The sequence below is a fragment of the Gordonia sp. w5E2 genome (assembly GCF_036540975.1).
Lineage (GTDB): Bacteria > Actinomycetota > Actinomycetes > Mycobacteriales > Mycobacteriaceae > Gordonia > Gordonia jacobaea.
The window spans coordinates 4,355,053-4,373,239 of record NZ_CP144213.1 but is presented as its reverse complement, the minus strand read 5'-3'; the positions used below and the strand labels follow the sequence as shown (position 1 = coordinate 4,373,239).

The window sequence follows — 18,187 nt, the reverse complement described above, 5'->3', positions numbered from 1 at the left end:
GCGACTGCAGTCATGACACCGCCGGCGCAACCCGACGCCGGTTCGGGTAAGGCGGTAACGTCCAAGCGCGACCAAATCACACGCGCCGAGGGTTGGCGCAGGCGGGGACCGCTGCTACCCGCGCTGATCTTCATGATCGTGGTGACACAGATTCCGTTCGTGTTCACCCTCTACTACTCGACACAGTCCTGGAACCTTGTGCGCCCCGGTTCGCGTCGATTCGTCGGACTCGACAACTACGGCGCCGTCTTCTCCGATAGTCAGTTCTGGAAGGTCACGCTCAACACCATCGTGCTGATTGCGGGAACGGTGCTGATCTCGGTCGCATTGGGTCTGCTCTTCGCGCTGCTGCTCGACCGAAAGTTCTTGGGGCGAGGGATCGTACGCACCCTGCTCATCACCCCATTCCTGGTGACACCCGTTGCGGCGGCACTTCTGTGGAAGACGAGCCTTCTCTCGCCGACCAATGGTCTGGTGAACTGGGCGTTGAGTCCCTTGGGAATTCACGTCGACTGGCTGTCGCAGTTCCCACTCATGAGCGTGATGGCCGAATTGATCTGGCAGTGGACGCCGTTCATGATGCTTCTCATTCTCGCTGGGCTGCAGTCGATGCCGCGCGACATCCAGGAGGCAGCGCGAGTCGACGGTGCGACCAGCTTCCGGCTGTTCCGCGAGTTGACGCTCCCGCACCTGCGTCGCTTCATCGAACTGGGCACAGTACTCGGTGCGATCTATCTGGTGAACACCTTCGATGCGGTCTACATGATGACGGCGGGCGGGCCGGGTGTGGCCAGTTCCAACCTGTCGTTCTACATCTACCAGCGGGCGTTCCTCGGATTCGACATCGGCCAGGCCGCCGCGATGGGTGTTGTCACCGTCATCGGGACGATAGTCGTTGCGTCGCTGGCACTTCGACTGATCTTCAAATCATTCACCGGAACCGAGGAGGCAGCCTGATGACCGCCACCGCCACCCCGACAACGTCGACGTCTCCCTCGACGGAGACCCCGACCATCCGACGTCGACGCGATCCGCGCGGCGGAGTGCTGACAGCGATCACCTGGATACTCGCCATCGGGTTCTTCTTCCCGGTGTTGTGGATGGTGTTGACGGCGTTCAAGCAGGAGAGTGACGCGGCAACCAACCCGCCCACCTTCTTCTTCACGCCCACCCTGCAGCAGTTCCGCAATGTGTTCGACGCCGGGATCGGCACCCCGCTGCTGAATTCGTTGTGCGCCACCGTGGTCTCGACGATCCTGGTGTTGCTTCTCGGTGTACCAGCAGCTTTCGCGCTGTCGCTGCGCCCGGTGCGTAAGACCAAGGACGCTCTGTTCTTCTTCATCAGTACGAAGATGCTACCCATCGTCGCGGCGATCATCCCGCTGTACGTGATCGTCGGAAAACTGGGGATGCTCGACAACGTCTGGACGTTGATCATTCTGTACACGGCGATGAACCTGCCGATCGCCGTGTGGATGATGCGGTCGTTCTTCCTCGAAGTGCCCGGAGAACTGTTGGAGGCGGCCAGTATCGACGGCGCGAGTATGTGGACCGCCGTGCGCGAGGTGATCTTGCCGCTCATCTCACCCGGTATCGCTGCCACTGCACTGATATGCGTCATCTTCTCGTGGAACGAGTTCTTTTTCGCCGTCAACATGACCGCGGTCAACGCGCAAACCATGCCGGTGTTCCTCACCGGGTTCATGTCGGGGCAGGGACTGTACTGGGCGCAACTGTCAGCGGCGTCGGTGTTGACTGCACTTCCCGTCGTCGTTTGCGGGTGGATCGCGCAGAACAAGCTCGTCCGTGGCCTGTCCTTCGGCGCCATCAAGTAGTCAACAGACAATCCAACATTCAGCACACACAGGAGTTCACAATGGCTTCCATCACCTACGACAAGGCCTGCTGCGTTTACCCCGGGGCCGAGAAACTGGCTGTCGACTCACTCGACCTCGACATCGAGGACGGCGAATTCATTGTTCTGGTCGGGCCGTCGGGATCCGGCAAGTCGACGGCCCTTCGAATGCTTGCAGGGCTCGAGGAGATCGACTCTGGCGCAATCCATATCGGCGGTAACAGCATGGTGGGTGTTGCGCCCAAGGATCGGGATATCGCGATGGTGTTCCAGAATTACGCGCTCTACCCCAACAAGACGGTCGGGGAGAACATGGGATTTGCGCTCAAGATGCGGGGAGTGCCCGCAGACGAGCGTAAAGCCAAGGTTGCCGAGGCAGCAAAGCTGCTCGACCTCACCGACTTCCTCGATCGCAAACCCGCGAAGCTCTCGGGTGGGCAACGGCAACGTGTGGCGATGGGCCGTGCGATCGTGCGTGAACCGCAGGTGTTCTGCATGGATGAGCCGTTGTCGAACCTCGACGCCAAGCTGCGGGTGCAAACCAGAACCCAGATCGCCGCATTGCAGCGTCGGCTTGGTACCACGACGGTGTATGTCACCCACGACCAGGTCGAGGCCATGACGATGGGTGATCGGGTTGCGGTACTGAAGAACGGAGTGCTGCAACAGTTCTCCACTCCGACCGAACTCTATGACCGACCTCGCAACGCATTCGTGGCAGGCTTCATCGGGTCGCCGTCGATGAACCTGTTCACCGCTCCGGTCACCGACGGCGCTGTGGGGATCGGTAACGCAAGTGTGGATCTTGACGCGGAATCTCAAGCGGCGCTGCGTAAGTCTGGCGTGTCATCAGTGACTGTTGGTATTCGGCCGGAGCACCTCGCCCTGGCAGACGACGGAGATTCGGGTATCGACGCCGACGTCGCTCTTCTCGAGGAACTCGGTAGTGAGACCTACGTGTACGCGTCCCTGGTGGACGACTCGATCAGGAATCTCGACGGCGATCCGATGACCGTGGTGATCCGCTCGGCCGATCGCGCGCCGGCCAAGCGGGGCGACGGTATCCGACTGCGCCAAGCCGATCGCGCGGTACACCTCTTTCATCCCGAGACGGGGGAGCGGCTGAACTGATTCCTCTTGCCATCTGTGCAGGTGGCACTGCCCTTTCGGTGGTCTGAGAACCACTTCGATGGTTTACGCGCCTGGTTTGGGTACGTAGACTCCGCGAGTGCATGGGCCGCGGCGTGGTTTCGTGCCAACCCGCCATCTGCAGGCCGGTACGAGTTTCCCTGCGGCCACGCTGCATGAGCACTCGAACCATGGCGAAATGCAGACTGAGGGAAGGATCAGCGTTGATCACAGAAACTCGAACGGCCAGCCGCCCGGTGGACGTGTACCGAACACGTCTTGCCGATCACGGAGAGATAGAACCCCGCCCACACCCTGTTGTCTGGGAGCACGACGCGCGAGGGCCGCTGTCGGTTGCCGAGGTTGACGGCTACCGCGACCGTGGCTACCACGTCGCCGAAAATGTGTTGTCCGACAGTGACATCGACACGTGCCTGACAGAGGTCGCGGCCATCACCGACAGGCTGGGCGTCGATGAACGCGTGGTTCGCGAGTCGTCGAGCGGCGACGTGCGTTCACTTTTCGCGGTCCACCAGCTCAGCGACGCGATCGCCGACATGTGTGATCGCACCGAAATCGCTGGTGTCGCAAGGCAAATACTTGGCGACGACGTTTACATTCACCAGAGTCGCATCAACCTCAAACCAGGATTTGCGGGTGGCCCGTTCTACTGGCACTCCGATTTCGAGACGTGGCACGCCGAGGACGGCATGCCGACACCGCGTGCACTCAGCGTTTCGCTTGCTCTGACCCCGAATCTCGTCACCAACGGCGCGTTGATGATCATCCCGGGTTCCCACGAGCAGTTCGTCGGGTGCGTCGGACAGACTCCCGACGGCTACCACAATCAGTCACTGGTGTCGTACCGCCCGCCGTTCGGGACGCCCGAGGAATCCGACGTGACGGCGTTGGCGGACGAGCATGGCATCGACATGATCACCGGCCCTGCGGGTACGGCGCTGTATTTCGATTCGAACTGCATGCACGCGTCGTCGGGCAACATCACGCCCTATCCGCGCAGCAATCTCTTCGTCGTGTTCAATGCGAAATCAAATGCGCTGCAAGCACCTTTCGCGTCCGGCGCGCCACGCCCGGACTATCTGGCGCATCGCTGAGTGAACGCGAAAAGTGGGGGACGAGAACTCGTCCCCCACTTTCGGTGAGATGCTCGTGCGCGTATCTGCCGACCGTCAGTTGGCGGCGGGCACCGCCGGAGCGTCGTCCGACGACACCGCAGTCGGTACCGGCTGCGGGCCGCGCTTGGGAATTGTGAGCGTGATCGCGGCGCCGACGAACGCTGCAATCGCTCCGACGAGGAAGCACAGACGGAACGACGTGTGCGACGGCATGTCCTGGCCGCCGAGCGACACCGTCGCCGTGGTGAGCAGGACCGCCATCACGGCCGATGACACCGTGGTGCCGATCGATCGCATCAAGCCATTGAGGCCAACTGCCGCACCGGCTTTGGTCATCGGCACTGAACCCATGATCAGTGTCGGCATGGCCGCGTACCCGATTCCGACGCCGGAGGCCGCGATGATCGACGCGACCATCAGCTGCCACGGCGAGTTCATCAGGAACAGGGCGATCAGGTAGCCGACGCCGAGAACGGTTGCGCCGATCACCAGGGTGTACTTGGCGCCGATCTTGTTGATCAGGATGCCCGACACCGGCGAGAAGACCAGCATCATCAAGCCGCCCGGAGCCATCCAGAGTCCGGCCGCCAGCATCGTTTGGCCGAGTCCGATCCCGGTTTCCTTCGGCATCTCGAGCAGAGCTGGGATGACGACCGACTGCGCCATCATGCCGAAACCGATCGCGATCGCGGCGATGTTGGTCAGCAGCACCGCAGGCTGCGCGGTGGTGCGCAGGTCGACGAGTGGGTCGGACGCGCGCAACTGATAGAAGCCCCAGGCGATCAATACGACGATGCCTGCCGCGAGAAGGCCGAGCGTCGTACCCGATGCCCAACCCCAGTCATTGCCCTTCGAGACTGCGATCAACGCAGCACACAGACCGATGGCCAGGCCGATGGCGCCGATGATGTCGAGCCGACCGCCCGCGGCGTCGGGAACATGTGGCACGACGAAGATGACCAGCAGCAGCACGACTGCGCCGAGTGCCGCAGCAACCCAGAACAGGGCGTGCCAGTTCCATGTCTGCGCGATCCATGCCGAGAGCGGCAGACCGATTGCGCCGCCAACGCCGAGGGTGGCACTCATCGCGGCGATGGCCATCGAGGTGATCTTCGGCGGTGTGACCTCACGCATCAGGCTGATGCCGACGGGGATGAAGCCCATCGCGAGACCCTGGATGGCGCGACCCACGATCATCGGGATGACCGAGTCGCTGAGCGCACACACAACCGAGCCGACGACGAGTAGGACGCCCGAGCCGACCAGTACGCGTTGCTTGCCGAACATGTCACCGAGTCGGCCCGCGATGGGCATGGCCACGGCCGCGGCGAGCAGCGTTGCGGTGATGACCCACGAGGCGTTCGAGCGCGACGTGCCGAGCAACTGTGGCAGTTCAGGTTGGATCGGGATCACGAGCGTCTGCATCAACGCGGCGACGAGTCCGCCGAGGCAGAGGACGATCACGGTGGCGACCGCGCTGGTCGCGGTCTTGTTCTCCACGTGCGGCAGCGAATTCTCCCCAGCAGGGGATGATTGAGTGTCGGACATGAACACCTCCTTGGGATATGCACACTACATATGTGAACTACATATGCCTAATCCCTTAGGATATTTCGGACATAGTGGACAGCGTTGAGGGCGAAGGGAATTCGTGTGACGAGGGAACGCGTAAGCGGCGCCGACGACTCGAGCGATGATTACGCACCCTGGCCGTCGCCGCTCTATCGCGATCTCGCCGAGGAATTCCTCCGCATGACCCGTCGTCGCTCGCACGTCGATCCCGACTCGATCCTCGAGGTCTCCGCTTTCAACCTGCTGTGGATACTGTCCGACGGCAAACCTCGCACGCTCCGACAGTTGACCGACGCGATGCAACTGGAGCAGTCGACCGTCAACCGACAGGTGAACGCGGCGATCAAGCACGGCTATCTCGAGCGCTTCGACGTCGCGGGATCGATCAGCAAGCAGGTCAGGCCGACCAGAGCGGGTCTCGACGCTTTCGAGCACGACGGCCTGCTGCGCGCGCGACGCCTCGAGCGTGTGCTCTCCGACATGGGGCCAGGATCTCCGGAGGCGTTGTTTCGCCAACTCCACGCGTTCAACAACGCGTATGACCGTACGCTGGCCGACGACGACCGCAACCGGCGGCGACACGGATAGGAGGCACGATGGCCGACGCTCCGCGTCGCTACGTGGTCACCGGAGCCGCCTCCGGAATGGGTTCAGCAGTGGCGGAATCCCTTCGGACACAAGGTCACACCGTCATCGGCGTCGACCAACGAGATGCCGACATCATCGCCGATCTCGCGACGCCCGACGGTCGACGCGACGCGATCGCAGCCATTCTCGCGCTTTGTGACGGTGTACTCGACGGCGCCGTGCTGGCCGCGGGAGTCGGGCCCAAGGCGGGTGCAGAACGCGCGATTGTCGAGGTCAACACCTTCGGTGTCACAGAACTGCTCGCCGGACTGCGCGACGCGCTCGCAGCGTCGAACAAGGCGAAAGTGGTTGTCTTCGGCTCCAATTCGACGACGTCGACGCCGTTCGTGCCGAAGTCCGCGGTGCGGAAACTGATGAAGGGCGATGCGGCTTCGGCGGCCACGATCATTCGACGCCGCGGTAAGGTGCTGTCGGGGCCGGTCGCCTACGCGGCGTCGAAACTCGCTGTGACCCAATGGTGTCGCGTGCACGGTACCGATCTCGACTGGGCAGGTGCGGGTATCCGGCTGAACGTGATCGCTCCTGGGCCGGTGATGACCCCGCTGCTGCAGGCGCAGCTCGAAGGGGCGTCGGGTAAGAACGTCCGGGCCTTCCCGGTTCCGTTGCGCGAGTACGGCACGCCGGAGCAGCTCGCTGCATGGGTCATGCTCATGCTGTCGTCGGATGCCGACTTCATGTCGGGATCGGTGGTCACGGTCGACGGCGGCACGGAGGCGTATCTTCGGTCGCGCGATTGGCCGGTCCGGCTGCCGTTGCACGAGGTCCCTCGCACGTTGTGGCGTATGTACCGAGCTCCCAAGGAGGGTCGCGTTGTCAATTACTGAAAGCTCATCACCCGAGAACGATTGGGCGCCAGGAGCTCTCGACGGTCTCGTTGTCGCCGACTTCACCCGCGTGCTTGCCGGGCCATACGCGACGATGATGCTCGCAGATCTCGGCGCCGACGTCGTCAAGATCGAACGTCCGGGGGCGGGCGACGACACGAGAACGTGGGGTCCGCCATTCACCGCTGACGGCATCGCAACCTATTTCGCGTCCGTCAACCGCAACAAGAAGTCGGTGACGCTCGACCTACGCGATCCGGACGATCTGGCCCGTGCGCGCGAGATCGCGCTGCAGGCCGACGTCGTGATCGAGAACTTCCGGGCCGGGACGATGGAACGCCTCGGTCTCGGATACGACCAATTACGTTCGGAAAAACCAGATCTTGTGTACTGCTCGATCACCGGATTCGGTCGTGACGGAGGCGCGGCACTGCCCGGATACGACCTGCTCGTTCAGGCGGTCGGCGGATTGATGAGTGTCACCGGATCGGGACCCGACGAGCCGGTGAAGGTAGGAGTCGCCGTCGTCGACGTACTCGCGGGTCTGCACGCGGGCCTGGGAATCCTTGCCGCACTCCGCCATCGCGACCGGACCGGCCAGGGGCAACGTGTCGACGTCGACCTGTTCTCGGCGTCGTTGTCGTCGTTGGTCAACCAGGCGTCGGGGTTTCTCAACGCAGGTGTGGTCCCTGCGCCAATGGGCAACCGCCATCCGAGTATCACTCCCTACCAGGTGTTCTCGACGGCAACCCGTCCAATCGCGTTGGCGGTCGGCAACAACGGCCAGTTCGAGAAAGCTGTCGCGGTGCTGGGTCGCCCGGAACTGGCTGCAGACGAACGCTTTACGTCGAACTCGGCGCGGGTCGCCCATCGCGACGAGTTGATCGACGAGATCACCACCGTGCTCGTCACCAAGGACGCCGATCACTGGTATGCCGACTTCACGGCGGCGGGAGTGCCTGCGGGACCGATCAACTCGGTAGCCGAGGCCTTTGACTTCGCCGACGAACTCGGCATCGACGTGCGCGCCTCCACCCCGGACAGCGCGATCGTGACGACCGCGAACCCGATACGAATGTCGGGTACGCCGGTCACCTATCGCAGCGGACCTCCGGAACTAGGCGCCGACAACAACTAGGCGCCGACAACGAGGGCCGAGGTCACTCGTTGTGATCCTTGGGCCAGTCGCCCTCGGTGATCAGCTCTTCGAAGTTCTTGAGGAGATGCGGATTGAGCTCGTCCTCGACGGCCTTCTCGTAATTGCCGTCCCACTTGGCGAACCACTTCTCGTCGCGATCCATCAGATAGATCGGCCAGCCGTGCGTGATGATCAATTCGTCGGAGTACAGGTCCGTCGACCCGTCGTCACGCATGTACCAGTACTTCTGGCCTGAGTCGTAGAACGCGGCCAGTTCTTCGGCCGTCACGAAGTATGTGCCGTCTGCCTGCCTCATGGCGACGATCCTACGGAGTCGGGCGGGCCTGCGGGCCGTACTCGACACACGGGTGGTGGGCGGTGGTGGCGAGTACGGGCGTCGACAGGGCACGATTGGTATGCGCGGGTCGCCATGAGTCCACCTCCGCCATGACAGTCCCTGTTGTTGTGTGCCCTGATCGTTGTTCCCAGAGAGGTGCCGTGTGTCATCCGTGCTGATCGACGTCGCGCAGCTTGCCGACGCCATGCTCTCCGACACCCCGCCGGTCGTGCTCGACGTCCGGTGGCAACTCGGCGACGACGACGGTCATGCGCGCTACCGCACCGGACACATTCCGGGCGCGGTGTATGTGGACCTCGACTCTCAACTAGCCGGACCGCCTTCGCCCGAGGCCGGGCGGCATCCGCTACCCGAGATCGATGCGCTGACCGAGGCCGCGCGGTTGTGGGGCATCGACGACACCTCACCCGTCGTGGTCTACGACGACAACGGCAACCTCGCCGCCGCCCGCGCGTGGTGGCTCCTCCGGTGGGGCGGCCACCGCGACGTTCGCCTTCTCGACGGCGGTCTCACGGCATGGCGCGATTCCGGCATGCGTTTGTCGACCGGCGACACCCCCGTCCGGCCAGGAAGCGTCACACTACGGGCGGGATCACTGCCGACCGCCACCATCGACGACGTCGCGGCGCTCGGTTCCGATCACTCAAAGACAGTCCTCGTCGACGCGCGGGCGGCCGAACGCTATCGCGGTGAAGTCGAACCTATCGACCCAAGAGCGGGGCACATTCCAGGCGCGATCAGCGTCCCCACCAGCGAGAACGTCGACGAGTCCGGACGCTTCCGCGCCGCGTCGGAACTGCGTGAGCGGTTTGCGCAGGCCGGCGTCACGGACGGGACACCGGTCGTCGCCTACTGCGGTTCGGGCGTGAATGCCGCACACGAGATCGCAGCGCTGGAGATCGCCGGATTGTCGGGGACTCTGTTTCCCGGCTCGTGGTCGCAATGGTCGGCCGACCCTGCGCGTCCAGCGGAGATATGACCGAACTGGAACCTGAACACCATCGAATTCGACGAATGTACTGCGAGAACAGGGTGACACTGGTCACGAACGCGTGCAGAAGGCTGCGCGGCTCCGACCTCCATCACGATGCACAGCTCTGAGACGTAAACGGCTCAGAGTTCACCACCGGGTTACGTCCGGACTGACGAACGAAAAGAGTGAGTAGATGCGCGATTTCCATTGTTCCAACTGTGGACAGCAGTTGTCCTTCGAGAACACTGTCTGTCTCAATTGTGGGCGCAACCTGGGGTTCCACCTGCCCAGCCACACGATCCAGGTACTCGACGACGACGAGAAGGGCTCCGTCGAGGGCGCGACCATCGTGCGCTGTGCCGACAACTTGACCGCCGCGTGCAACTGGATGGTCGAGGAGGGTCCGGAGCTGCCGGCGCTCTGTGAATCGTGCCGCTTGACGCGCACCAGGCCGTCGGATTCCGACGAGCAGGCGATGGCCGCCTTCGCCGAGTCCGAAGGCGCGAAACGTCGGGTCATCTACGAACTCGACGAGCTCAAGCTCCCGATCTTCGGCAAAGACACCGACCCGGAGACCGGGCTCGCATTCGACCTGCTGTCGAGCCGCGATCAGCCGGTCACCACCGGCCACGCTGACGGCGTGATCACGCTCGACCTCGCCGAGGGCGATGACGTGCACCGCGAGCGCCTGCGCGTCTCGATGGACGAGCCGTACCGCACGTTGATCGGTCACTTCCGTCACGAGATCGGGCATTTCTATCAGATGGTTCTGGTTGGCGATGGCCCGAACCTCGCGCGCTACACCGAGCTTTTCGGTGACCCCAATACGAGCTACCAGGACGCGATCGATCGTCACTACAACGACGGCCCGCCGGAGAACTGGGAACAGGACTACGTCTCGTCGTACGCGACGATGCATCCGTTCGAGGACTGGGCGGAGACGTTCGCTCACTACCTGCACATCCGCGACACCCTCGACACCGCAGCCGCTTTCGCGCTGGCACCCGCGGGTGCGACGTTGGAGGCAGACCTGCCGGGCAAGGTCGGGTTCGAGCGGATCATCGACTGGTGGTTGCCGTTGACCTGGGCGCTCAACCAGATCAATCGGTCGATGGGGCATCAGGACCTGTACCCGTTCGTGCTGCCGCCGAAGGTGCTCGAAAAGATGGAGTTCATCCACGAACTCATCACCTCCGACGACCGTGCGGTGGTCGCGCAGTAGTCATGCCCGGGCCGGTGCTCTACGAGGTCGACGGGCCGGTCGTCACCATCACGCTCAACCGGCCCGAAGTACGCAACAGCGTCGACGGGCCGACTGCGCGCGCCCTGCGAGCGGCCTTTCACCGATTCGACGACGATCCGGACGTCAAGGTTGCGGTCCTCGCCGGGGCGGGCGGAACATTTTGCGCCGGAGCCGATCTCACGTCGGTCGGCGATCCTTCGCGCCGCAACGACCTCGACACCGACGGCGGGGGAGACGGTCCGATGGGGCCGACCCGCATCCCCTTGTCCAAACCGGTGATCGCGGCGGTCAGCGGATACGCGGTGGCCGGCGGGTTGGAGTTGGCGCTGCTCGCCGATCTCCGTGTGGTCGAAGAGGACGCGACGCTCGGCGTGTTCTGCAGACGGTGGGGCGTGCCGCTGATCGATGGCGGCACGGTCCGCCTACCGCGCATCGTTGGCCTCGGCAGGGCGCTCGACCTCATCCTCACCGGGAGGCCGGTCGACGCCGAAGAAGCCTTGGCGATCGGGTTGGCCAATCGAGTTGTGCCGCATGGCGAGTCGCTGGACGCTGCGCGGGAACTCGCGCATCAGATCGCGCAGTTCCCGTTCGAATGCGTGCTCACCGACCGTGCATCGGTCTACGCGGGACTCGACCTCCCCCTCGGCGACGCGCTCCGCGCCGAGGGGGCGGCCGGCGTCCCCATCGTCGAACGCGAGGGCGTCGCCGGTGCTGCACGCTTCGCGGGCGGCGCGGGACGTCACGGCAGCTTCTCGAGCGGACCACGATCCAAGCGCGGCGACGGGACCTGTTGATCGTTGCCGAACCAAGGACGGCGAGACCTCGTCGGGCCGGACTCACCGGCCGTCGTCAGTAGGTGGCAAATCTAGTAATCAGTGAGAACGCAACCCTTGGAAATCGGTCCGACCTCGACTGAACTGGTGTAGTTGCGCCTACGGCGCGCCACCTGATGGCGCTCGATGCCTGGATGTGTCGAGCGACGAGATGCGTCGATCGAGGAGAGAGGCTTTACGTGAGCTCCCTGAAGTTCCACTGGTTCCTGCCCACCAACGGTGGTGACAGCCGCAACGTCGTCGGAGGTGGTCACGGCGTCGCTGCCGAAGCCGCGGGTCGACCGGCGTCGGTGCAGTATCTGGGACAGATCGCGCGCAGCGCGGAGCAGCTCGGCTTCGAGGCCGCGCTCACTCCGACGGGTGCCTGGTGCGAGGACGCGTGGGTCAGCACGGCCATGATCAGCAGCCTCTCGGAGCGTCTGAAGTTCCTCGTGGCGTTCCGCCCGGGGATGACCGCGCCGTTCCTGGCCGCGCAGATGGCCGGGACGTTCCAGAATCTCTCCGGTGGTCGACTCCTGCTCAACGTGGTCACCGGTGGCGAGGACGCCGAGCAGCGGATGTTCGGCGACTTCCTCGACAAGAAGCAGCGCTACGCCAGGGCCGACGAGTTCCTGGAGATCGTGCGACGGCTCTGGACCGGCGACACGGTGAACTTCGACGGCCAATACCTCTCCGTCGAAAACGCGGTGTTGCACCAGATCCCGGATCCGTTGCCGCAGATCTACTTCGGCGGCTCGTCGCCCGAAGGAATCGCGGTGTCGGCGAAGCATGCCGACGTCTATCTCACCTGGGGCGAGCCGCCAGAGGCAGTGGCGGAGAAGATTTCTCGCGTCCGTGCAGCCGCGGAGGAGCAGGGTCGCGAACTGAAGTACGGAATCCGGTTGCACACCATTGCGCGCGACACCTCCGAAGCCGCGTGGGCCGAAGCGGATCGCCTGCTGGCCAACATCTCCGAAGACGACATCGCGCGCATCCAGGCGGGGCTGAGGCGCTCGGCGTCGGAAGGGCAGCAGCGCATGCTCGCGCTGAACAAGGGGTCCAAAGACGGGCTGGAGATCTACCCGAACCTCTGGGCTGGCGTCGGCCTGGTGCGCGGCGGTGCCGGAACCGCGATGGTCGGCTCCTTCACCGAGATCGCCGATCTGATCGAGGCGTATCACGAGGTCGGGATCGACGAGTTCGTGCTGTCGGGCTACCCGCATCTCGAGGAGTCGTACTGGTTCGGCGAGGGTGTACTTCCCGAACTCACCCGTCGAGGACTATGGGAGCACCCCGCTCCTGTCGCGGTCAGTGCCTCGGTTCCGTTCGGAGCGCAGGCACCGCTCAAGCGGGTGTCGGCATCGTGACGACTGCTGTCGTCGTCGGCAACCCGAAACCAGGCAGCAGAACACTCGGTGCCGCAACATATTTGGCTGCGGAGCTGTCGGGCTCTGAACCCGATCTGATCGTCGACCTTGCAACACTCGGCTCGACGATCCTTGACTGGAGCGACGAGCACGTCAACGATCTCGTGACACAGGTCGGCCAGGCTGATCTCGTCGTATTCGCCAGTCCCACATACAAAGCCGCATATACCGGCCTGCTGAAACTGTTTCTCGACCGCTTCGCGGGCGGGACAGGGCTCTCCGGGATCGCGATTCCGTTGATGCTCGGCGGTAGCCCCGCACATTCGCTCGCGCCGGAACTCACCTTGCGTCCCGTGCTCACCGAGATCGGTGGCACGGTGCCGGGACGTGGTCTCTACGTCATCGATTCCGCATACGACGACCCTGCCGCATACGCCGAATGGCTCACTGCGACAAAGCCGATCGTCACCACATTGCTGAAGGCAGGCTCATGAGCGAACCGCGCACCAACCAGCTACAGACCAATCAGGATCTCGATCCCGCGCGTCTACGCAAGGCGTTCGGCATTTTTCCGACCGGCGTCGTCGCGGTTGCCGCAGAGGTCGACGGCCAGTTGACCGGCCTTGCCGCCAGCTCGTTCACCAGCGTCAGTCTCGACCCGCCGCTCGTGTCGGTCTCGGTGGCTTCGGGGTCCAAGACCTGGCCGGATCTTCGACGCGCAGTACACCTCGGCGTCACAATCCTCGCCGACCACCAGGGTGCCGCTTGTCGACAACTCGCCGGAGCGGTCGAGCACCGATTCGACGGCATCGCGGTGAAGGCATCCGACGAGGGCGCGGTGACTCTCGATGAGGGACTCGCGCATTTCGATTGCACCGTCTACCGCGAGGTGGAAGCGGGCGATCACATCATCGTGCTGCTCGAGTTGCACGGCGTCGACCATCCGGAGACCGGAAACCCGTTGATCTTCCACCGCAGTGGATTCGGCAAACTCGCGCAGGCGGTCTAGTCCAGAGTCGCGATGAACGCCTCGGCGATTGCTTCGAGGCCCGCCTGATCGTCGGCTCCGAAGCGGTCGGGTACGGGGCTGTCGAGGTCGAACACCCCGATGAGCTCGCCGCGGTGCACCAGTGGCACAACGATTTCCGAGCGACTGTCGGCGTCACAGGCGATGTGGTCGGGGACGGCATGCACGTCGGCGACGCGTTGCGTGGTGCGGGTTCTTGCCGCCGCCCCGCAGACGCCACGGTCCAACGGGATGCGTACGCAGGCAGGTTTTCCCTGGAACGGGCCGACCACCAGCTCGCGGCCGTCGAAGAAGTAGAAGCCAACCCAATTGACCTGTGACAGCGCCTGATAGACGAGTGCTGACAGGTTGGCCGCATTGGCGACGCGATCCGATTCGCCCTCGATGAGTGCGCGCGCCGCGCCGGCGAGCTCGGCGTAGTCGATCGCGGGGTGGTCGGTGGGCGGGAGGGACTCGGTGCTCATGTCACCACTGTGCCCGCATCGGTGGTTGTTGCGCCAGCGTGGGTCTTCACGTGTTGACCTGTGCCTTGCGTGCGAAACGTTCTTGGAGAGGGCCGAATACCGCAGGTTCGCCGAACCAGACGACGACGTCGTCGGCCCCGGCGCGACGCCACGTGTCGAGTTCGTCGACCAATGCGTCGACCTGGTCGGCGGTGCGGACGAAGCGTTTGATCGCCGTCGTGACGCGACCCTCGGTACGACGTTTGAGATCGGCTGCTATCGCACGGAACGTCGCCGGGTCGGTGCCCGAGTTGTTGAAGTAGATCGACTGCCAACGATCACCAAGGCGTGCAGCACGATTCACCGCAGCAGTGGAGTGCCCGCCGATCGTGATCGGAATGCCCTGTGGGCGTACCGGAGTGGGATACCCGCCGCCGAAGCTGTAGTGCTCGCCCAACAGTCCGTCGGTGTTGCCTGCCCACAGGTGGCGCAGCACGCCGATCGCCTCGTCGGTGCGGTGCCCACGATCGTGGAATTGCGCTCCCACGGCAGTGAATTCGTCTGCGTCCCACCCGACGCCGACCCCGAGTTCCAGCCGCCCGTCGCTCAGCGCGTCGACGGTCGCGGCCTGCTTCGCGACAACGAACGGATTCCGCAGGGGGAGAACGAGTATGGAGGTGCCCACACGCACGGTGGTCGTGTGTGCGGCGATGAACCCGAGCAGCACCAGTGGGTCGTACTCGGCGGCATACGCCGGATCGGGATGCTTGATCGGTGGCAGGACGTGCTCGGCCAGCCATACTCCGTCGAAGCCGAGGTTCTCAGCCGCGGTCGCGAGTTCGGTGAGCTGCTCGATGCTGCCGTCGTTGGGCAGTGCGACGTGAAAACCCATGCACACCATAGTGTGACGTACTCGTCCCACAGACGATCATTGTGCCCACGGCGATCACAAGTGGATTCGTTCGCAAGTGGCTGTCGCGGCGGTGATTACGGCGGGCGAATACAACTGTGGCCGGGAAGCCCCCGTGCTTCCCGGCCACAGTCGTGACGGTGCTACTGGCGTACGGTGCGCCCTCGGAGCGAGAGGTATGCGGCGATCAACACGATCGCCACGACGATGCCGACGATGAACGGGATGACCTCCCAGCCGCCGTTGGCGTTGCTGTACCCGAACTGGTAGGTCAGCCACGATCCGATGAGCGACCCCAGGACGCCGAGAACGATGGTCATGATGATGCCGATGTTCTGCTGGCCCGGCATGACAAGTCGTGCGAGTGCGCCGATGATCAGGCCGACGATGATGGCGCTGATGATTGTTCCGATCACGTGAAACTCCTCCGATAGCGGGCCCTGATCCCCCTTGGATGTTCCACGACTGCTTCATGGAAGGAAGGTCGATTCTTCGACGCATCCGCAAGGCCCCGAGTCAACGTACGACCGGGGACCAGCGGCAAAGCTCATCGCCGACCGCGTCGTGATCCAATCGCAATGTCGGACAAATGACCCATCTCGGCTGGGCACCGGTTGGTGCGCCGCGGGTGGGGACGCGTCGGCTCAATGCCGGTGTCGTCGGAGGTGCACCAGATGGGTGTCGCGCTCGTCGTTGACCCACGCGTAGTAGAAGCCGATGAGAATTCCGCCTCCGACGAAGTTTCCCAGCAGCACCGTGCCGAGATTGCCGAACACCAAACCTATTGGCATGTCGTGTTGGAAGCCGACGATCATGAAGAGCACTGTGTTGGCCACGGAGTGCTCGAAATCAAGAAACGCGAAGACGAAGACGGCGGTGATCATCGCCATGCATTTCGCGATGTCCTCGGTCAGGTAACCGTTGTAGACGAGCAACATCGCGAGGTTGATCATGAAATTGCACAGCACGGCTCGGATGAACAGGTCGAGCCATCCGCTGAATCCGTTACTGAGGTAGCCGGTCTTGACGTCGACCGCGTGCACCATCGCGTTGAGTACAGGGCCGTCGAGAAGCGTTGTGCCGCGCAGCATCACGGCGATCAGCAGGCCGCCGAGGATGTTGCCGAGATAGCAGAACAGCAGGATGCGCATGATCAGGACCGGCGTCACCCGTCGGTAGTAGGCGCCGACCGAGACGATCATCATGTTCGAGGTGAGTAGCTCGGACTTGGTGTAGTAGATGAACACCAGCGCCCAGCCGAAGGCCAGCGCTCCGATGAGTTTGCCGACCGCGTGCAGTTGCCCGGGCGGATCGGTCATCGTGTCGAACGCGGCGACGATCGTGTAGTTGATGACGTAGAAGATCGCGATGATGATGCCGGCCATCGCGGCGCGTTGGATGAAACGGCGCCGCAGATGGCCGGTCATTTTCTTCTTGGACTCGAGCACGTCGAGCGTTGTGCTGATGAAGAACTTGCCCGGGAAGAGCTTGTTCACATCGAACTCGGGGTCGCTCATGTGTCAACGGTTCCACAGCACATGCCATGGCGCCCGCTATACGTACACAACTGCGACCTCAGCGCGAGGCCATCGAAATTATTGTCGTGGCCTCGCGCTGACGACCGAGTTGTGTACGTACCCGGTCGATGCTCGGGGTCAGTCGGCGAGAGTCGCGGTGTCGATCACGAATCGATACCGCACGTCGCTTCCGACGACGCGGTCATAGGCGGCGTTGATCTCGTCGGCGCTGATCTTCTCGATCTCTGCTCCGATGCCGTGTTCCGCGCAGAAGTCGAGCATCTCCTGGGTGGCGGGAATGCCTCCGACCATCGATCCGGCGATCGAACGTCGGTTAGCCAGTAGCGAGAATGCCTTGATCTCGAGCGGATGCTCCGGAACCCCCAGCTCGACAAGGGTGCCGTCGATGGCCAGCAGTCCGAGGTAGTCGTCGAGGTCGAGGTTGACCGACACGGTGTTGATGATGAGATCGAACTCCCCGCGCAGGGTCCGGAAGGTCTCACGATCCTTCGTCGCGTAGTAGTGATCGGCGCCGAAGCGTTCGCCGTCCTCCTTCTTGGACAGCGTCTGACTCAAGACGGTCACCTCTGCGCCCAACGCGTGCGCGATCTTGACGCCGATGTGTCCGAGGCCGCCCAGACCGATGATGGCGACCTTCTTGCCCGGGCCCGCTCCCCAGTGCTTCAACGGTGCATACAGCGTGATGCCCGCGCACAGCAGCGGTGCAGCGACGTCGAGGTCGACGCCCTCGGGGATCTTCAGCACGAAGTCCTCGGTCACCACGACCTGTTGTGAGTACCCGCCGTGGGTGAACTCGCCCTCGTAGGTCTTGGAGTTGTAGGTCTGCACGACACCCGTGGTGCAGTACTGCTCGTCGCCGTTCTTGCACGCGGCACATTCACCGCACGAGTCGACGAAGCAGCCGACGCCGACGCGATCGCCGACCTTGTGCCTGGTCACCTCATCGCCGACAGCGGCGACCGTTCCGGCGATCTCGTGTCCTGGCACGACGGGGTAGGTGGTGCCGCCCCATTCGTTGCGGGCGGTATGGATGTCGGAGTGGCAGATCCCGGCGAAGGCGATGTCGATCAGGACATCCTTCGGGCCGAGGTCCCTGCGCTCGATGGTGGTCTTCGATAGTGGCGCATCAGGAGCTGTTGCCCAGAAAGCATTGACGGTCGTCGTCACTGTGTTCCCTATCCGGCGTCCGCGGAATCCACGACGATCTGCCGGTGC

General features: G+C 63.6%; 20 protein-coding genes. 13 read left to right on the top strand and 7 right to left on the bottom strand.

The features are described from left to right. The first annotated feature begins 12 nt into the window (after positions 1 to 12). The 4 genes from RND64_RS19775 to thpD all read left to right on the top strand — a co-directional run bounded on the left by RND64_RS19775 (position 13) and on the right by thpD (position 4,098). Entirely contained in the window at positions 13 to 957 is a 945-nt protein-coding gene (locus RND64_RS19775; protein ID WP_235434425.1) for a carbohydrate ABC transporter permease, read from the top strand. Continuing rightward, positions 957 to 1,835, top strand: a complete 879-nt coding sequence (locus tag RND64_RS19770) for a carbohydrate ABC transporter permease (protein ID WP_049700064.1) — start codon at positions 957 to 959, stop codon at positions 1,833 to 1,835. The genes RND64_RS19775 and RND64_RS19770 overlap by 1 nt, the downstream gene beginning before the upstream one ends. 41 nt (positions 1,836 to 1,876) lie before the next feature. Next, complete coding sequence (locus RND64_RS19765; protein WP_049700063.1) at positions 1,877 to 2,986, top strand: ABC transporter ATP-binding protein; 1,110 nt, start codon at positions 1,877 to 1,879, stop codon at positions 2,984 to 2,986. Between the two features lie 188 nt (positions 2,987 to 3,174). Then, positions 3,175 to 4,098 carry an ectoine hydroxylase gene (thpD, locus tag RND64_RS19760; RefSeq protein WP_235434424.1) on the top strand — a complete coding sequence of 308 codons (924 nt, stop codon included), beginning with the start codon at positions 3,175 to 3,177 and terminating at the stop codon, positions 4,096 to 4,098. 75 nt (positions 4,099 to 4,173) lie between these two features. Here the strand turns inward: thpD and RND64_RS19755 are convergent, their stop codons facing one another. After that, positions 4,174 to 5,667 carry an MFS transporter gene (locus RND64_RS19755; protein ID WP_049700126.1) on the bottom strand — a complete coding sequence of 498 codons (1,494 nt, stop codon included), beginning with the start codon at positions 5,665 to 5,667 and terminating at the stop codon, positions 4,174 to 4,176. Positions 5,668 to 5,772: 105 nt separating this feature from the next. Here RND64_RS19755 and RND64_RS19750 point away from each other — a divergent pair, with 105 nt between their 5' ends. Genes RND64_RS19750 through RND64_RS19740 form a run of 3 tightly spaced genes read left to right on the top strand, consistent with a single transcriptional unit; the run spans position 5,773 to position 8,301 of the window. Beyond that, positions 5,773 to 6,279: a MarR family winged helix-turn-helix transcriptional regulator gene (locus RND64_RS19750; protein WP_049700061.1), complete on the top strand. Its 507-nt coding sequence runs from the start codon at positions 5,773 to 5,775 to the stop codon at positions 6,277 to 6,279. A gap of 8 nt (positions 6,280 to 6,287) precedes the next feature. Next, complete coding sequence (locus RND64_RS19745; RefSeq protein WP_049700060.1) at positions 6,288 to 7,163, top strand: SDR family oxidoreductase; 876 nt, start codon at positions 6,288 to 6,290, stop codon at positions 7,161 to 7,163. After that, positions 7,150 to 8,301 carry a CaiB/BaiF CoA transferase family protein gene (locus tag RND64_RS19740; protein WP_049700059.1) on the top strand — a complete coding sequence of 384 codons (1,152 nt, stop codon included), beginning with the start codon at positions 7,150 to 7,152 and terminating at the stop codon, positions 8,299 to 8,301. Before RND64_RS19745 ends, RND64_RS19740 begins: the two co-directional genes overlap by 14 nt. A gap of 22 nt (positions 8,302 to 8,323) precedes the next feature. On the opposite strand, the gene RND64_RS19735 is transcribed toward RND64_RS19740, so the two are convergent. Beyond that, positions 8,324 to 8,617 carry a hypothetical protein gene (locus tag RND64_RS19735; protein ID WP_049700058.1) on the bottom strand — a complete coding sequence of 98 codons (294 nt, stop codon included), beginning with the start codon at positions 8,615 to 8,617 and terminating at the stop codon, positions 8,324 to 8,326. Positions 8,618 to 8,801: 184 nt separating this feature from the next. Here RND64_RS19735 and RND64_RS19730 point away from each other — a divergent pair, with 184 nt between their 5' ends. From RND64_RS19730 to RND64_RS19705, 6 genes are all read left to right on the top strand, one after another. After that, on the top strand, positions 8,802 to 9,638 hold the full coding sequence (locus tag RND64_RS19730; protein WP_083444440.1) for a sulfurtransferase: 837 nt from the start codon (positions 8,802 to 8,804) through the stop codon (positions 9,636 to 9,638). 187 nt (positions 9,639 to 9,825) lie between these two features. Beyond that, complete coding sequence (locus RND64_RS19725; protein WP_049700057.1) at positions 9,826 to 10,854, top strand: zinc-binding metallopeptidase family protein; 1,029 nt, start codon at positions 9,826 to 9,828, stop codon at positions 10,852 to 10,854. A 2-nt stretch (positions 10,855 to 10,856) separates the two neighbouring features. After that, entirely contained in the window at positions 10,857 to 11,669 is an 813-nt protein-coding gene (locus RND64_RS19720; RefSeq protein WP_049700056.1) for a crotonase/enoyl-CoA hydratase family protein, read from the top strand. A gap of 173 nt (positions 11,670 to 11,842) precedes the next feature. Beyond that, a complete protein-coding gene (locus tag RND64_RS19715; RefSeq protein WP_049700055.1) occupies positions 11,843 to 13,054 on the top strand; it encodes an LLM class flavin-dependent oxidoreductase in 1,212 nt (403 codons plus the stop codon). Further along, a complete protein-coding gene (locus RND64_RS19710) occupies positions 13,051 to 13,548 on the top strand; it encodes an NAD(P)H-dependent oxidoreductase (protein WP_049700054.1) in 498 nt (165 codons plus the stop codon). The genes RND64_RS19715 and RND64_RS19710 overlap by 4 nt, the downstream gene beginning before the upstream one ends. Further along, positions 13,545 to 14,063, top strand: a complete 519-nt coding sequence (locus RND64_RS19705) for a flavin reductase family protein (RefSeq protein ID WP_049700053.1) — start codon at positions 13,545 to 13,547, stop codon at positions 14,061 to 14,063. Before RND64_RS19710 ends, RND64_RS19705 begins: the two co-directional genes overlap by 4 nt. On the opposite strand, the gene RND64_RS19700 is transcribed toward RND64_RS19705, so the two are convergent. The 5 genes from RND64_RS19700 to RND64_RS19680 form a co-directional block, all read right to left on the bottom strand. Further along, positions 14,060 to 14,545: a GAF domain-containing protein gene (locus tag RND64_RS19700; protein WP_049700052.1), complete on the bottom strand. Its 486-nt coding sequence runs from the start codon at positions 14,543 to 14,545 to the stop codon at positions 14,060 to 14,062. The genes RND64_RS19705 and RND64_RS19700 overlap by 4 nt on opposite strands. A 46-nt stretch (positions 14,546 to 14,591) precedes the next feature. Then, the gene (locus tag RND64_RS19695) at positions 14,592 to 15,416 is read right to left on the bottom strand and encodes a TIGR03619 family F420-dependent LLM class oxidoreductase (RefSeq protein WP_049700051.1); all 825 of its coding nucleotides are present in this window, start codon (positions 15,414 to 15,416) and stop codon (positions 14,592 to 14,594) included. A gap of 161 nt (positions 15,417 to 15,577) precedes the next feature. Continuing rightward, complete coding sequence (locus RND64_RS19690) at positions 15,578 to 15,850, bottom strand: GlsB/YeaQ/YmgE family stress response membrane protein (protein WP_049700050.1); 273 nt, start codon at positions 15,848 to 15,850, stop codon at positions 15,578 to 15,580. Positions 15,851 to 16,078: 228 nt separating this feature from the next. After that, on the bottom strand, positions 16,079 to 16,951 hold the full coding sequence (locus RND64_RS19685) for a formate/nitrite transporter family protein (RefSeq protein ID WP_049700049.1): 873 nt from the start codon (positions 16,949 to 16,951) through the stop codon (positions 16,079 to 16,081). A 138-nt stretch (positions 16,952 to 17,089) separates the two neighbouring features. Next, positions 17,090 to 18,139, bottom strand: coding sequence for an NAD(P)-dependent alcohol dehydrogenase (locus RND64_RS19680; RefSeq protein ID WP_049700048.1), 1,050 nt, complete (start codon positions 18,137 to 18,139; stop codon positions 17,090 to 17,092). Positions 18,140 to 18,187 lie beyond the last annotated feature (48 nt).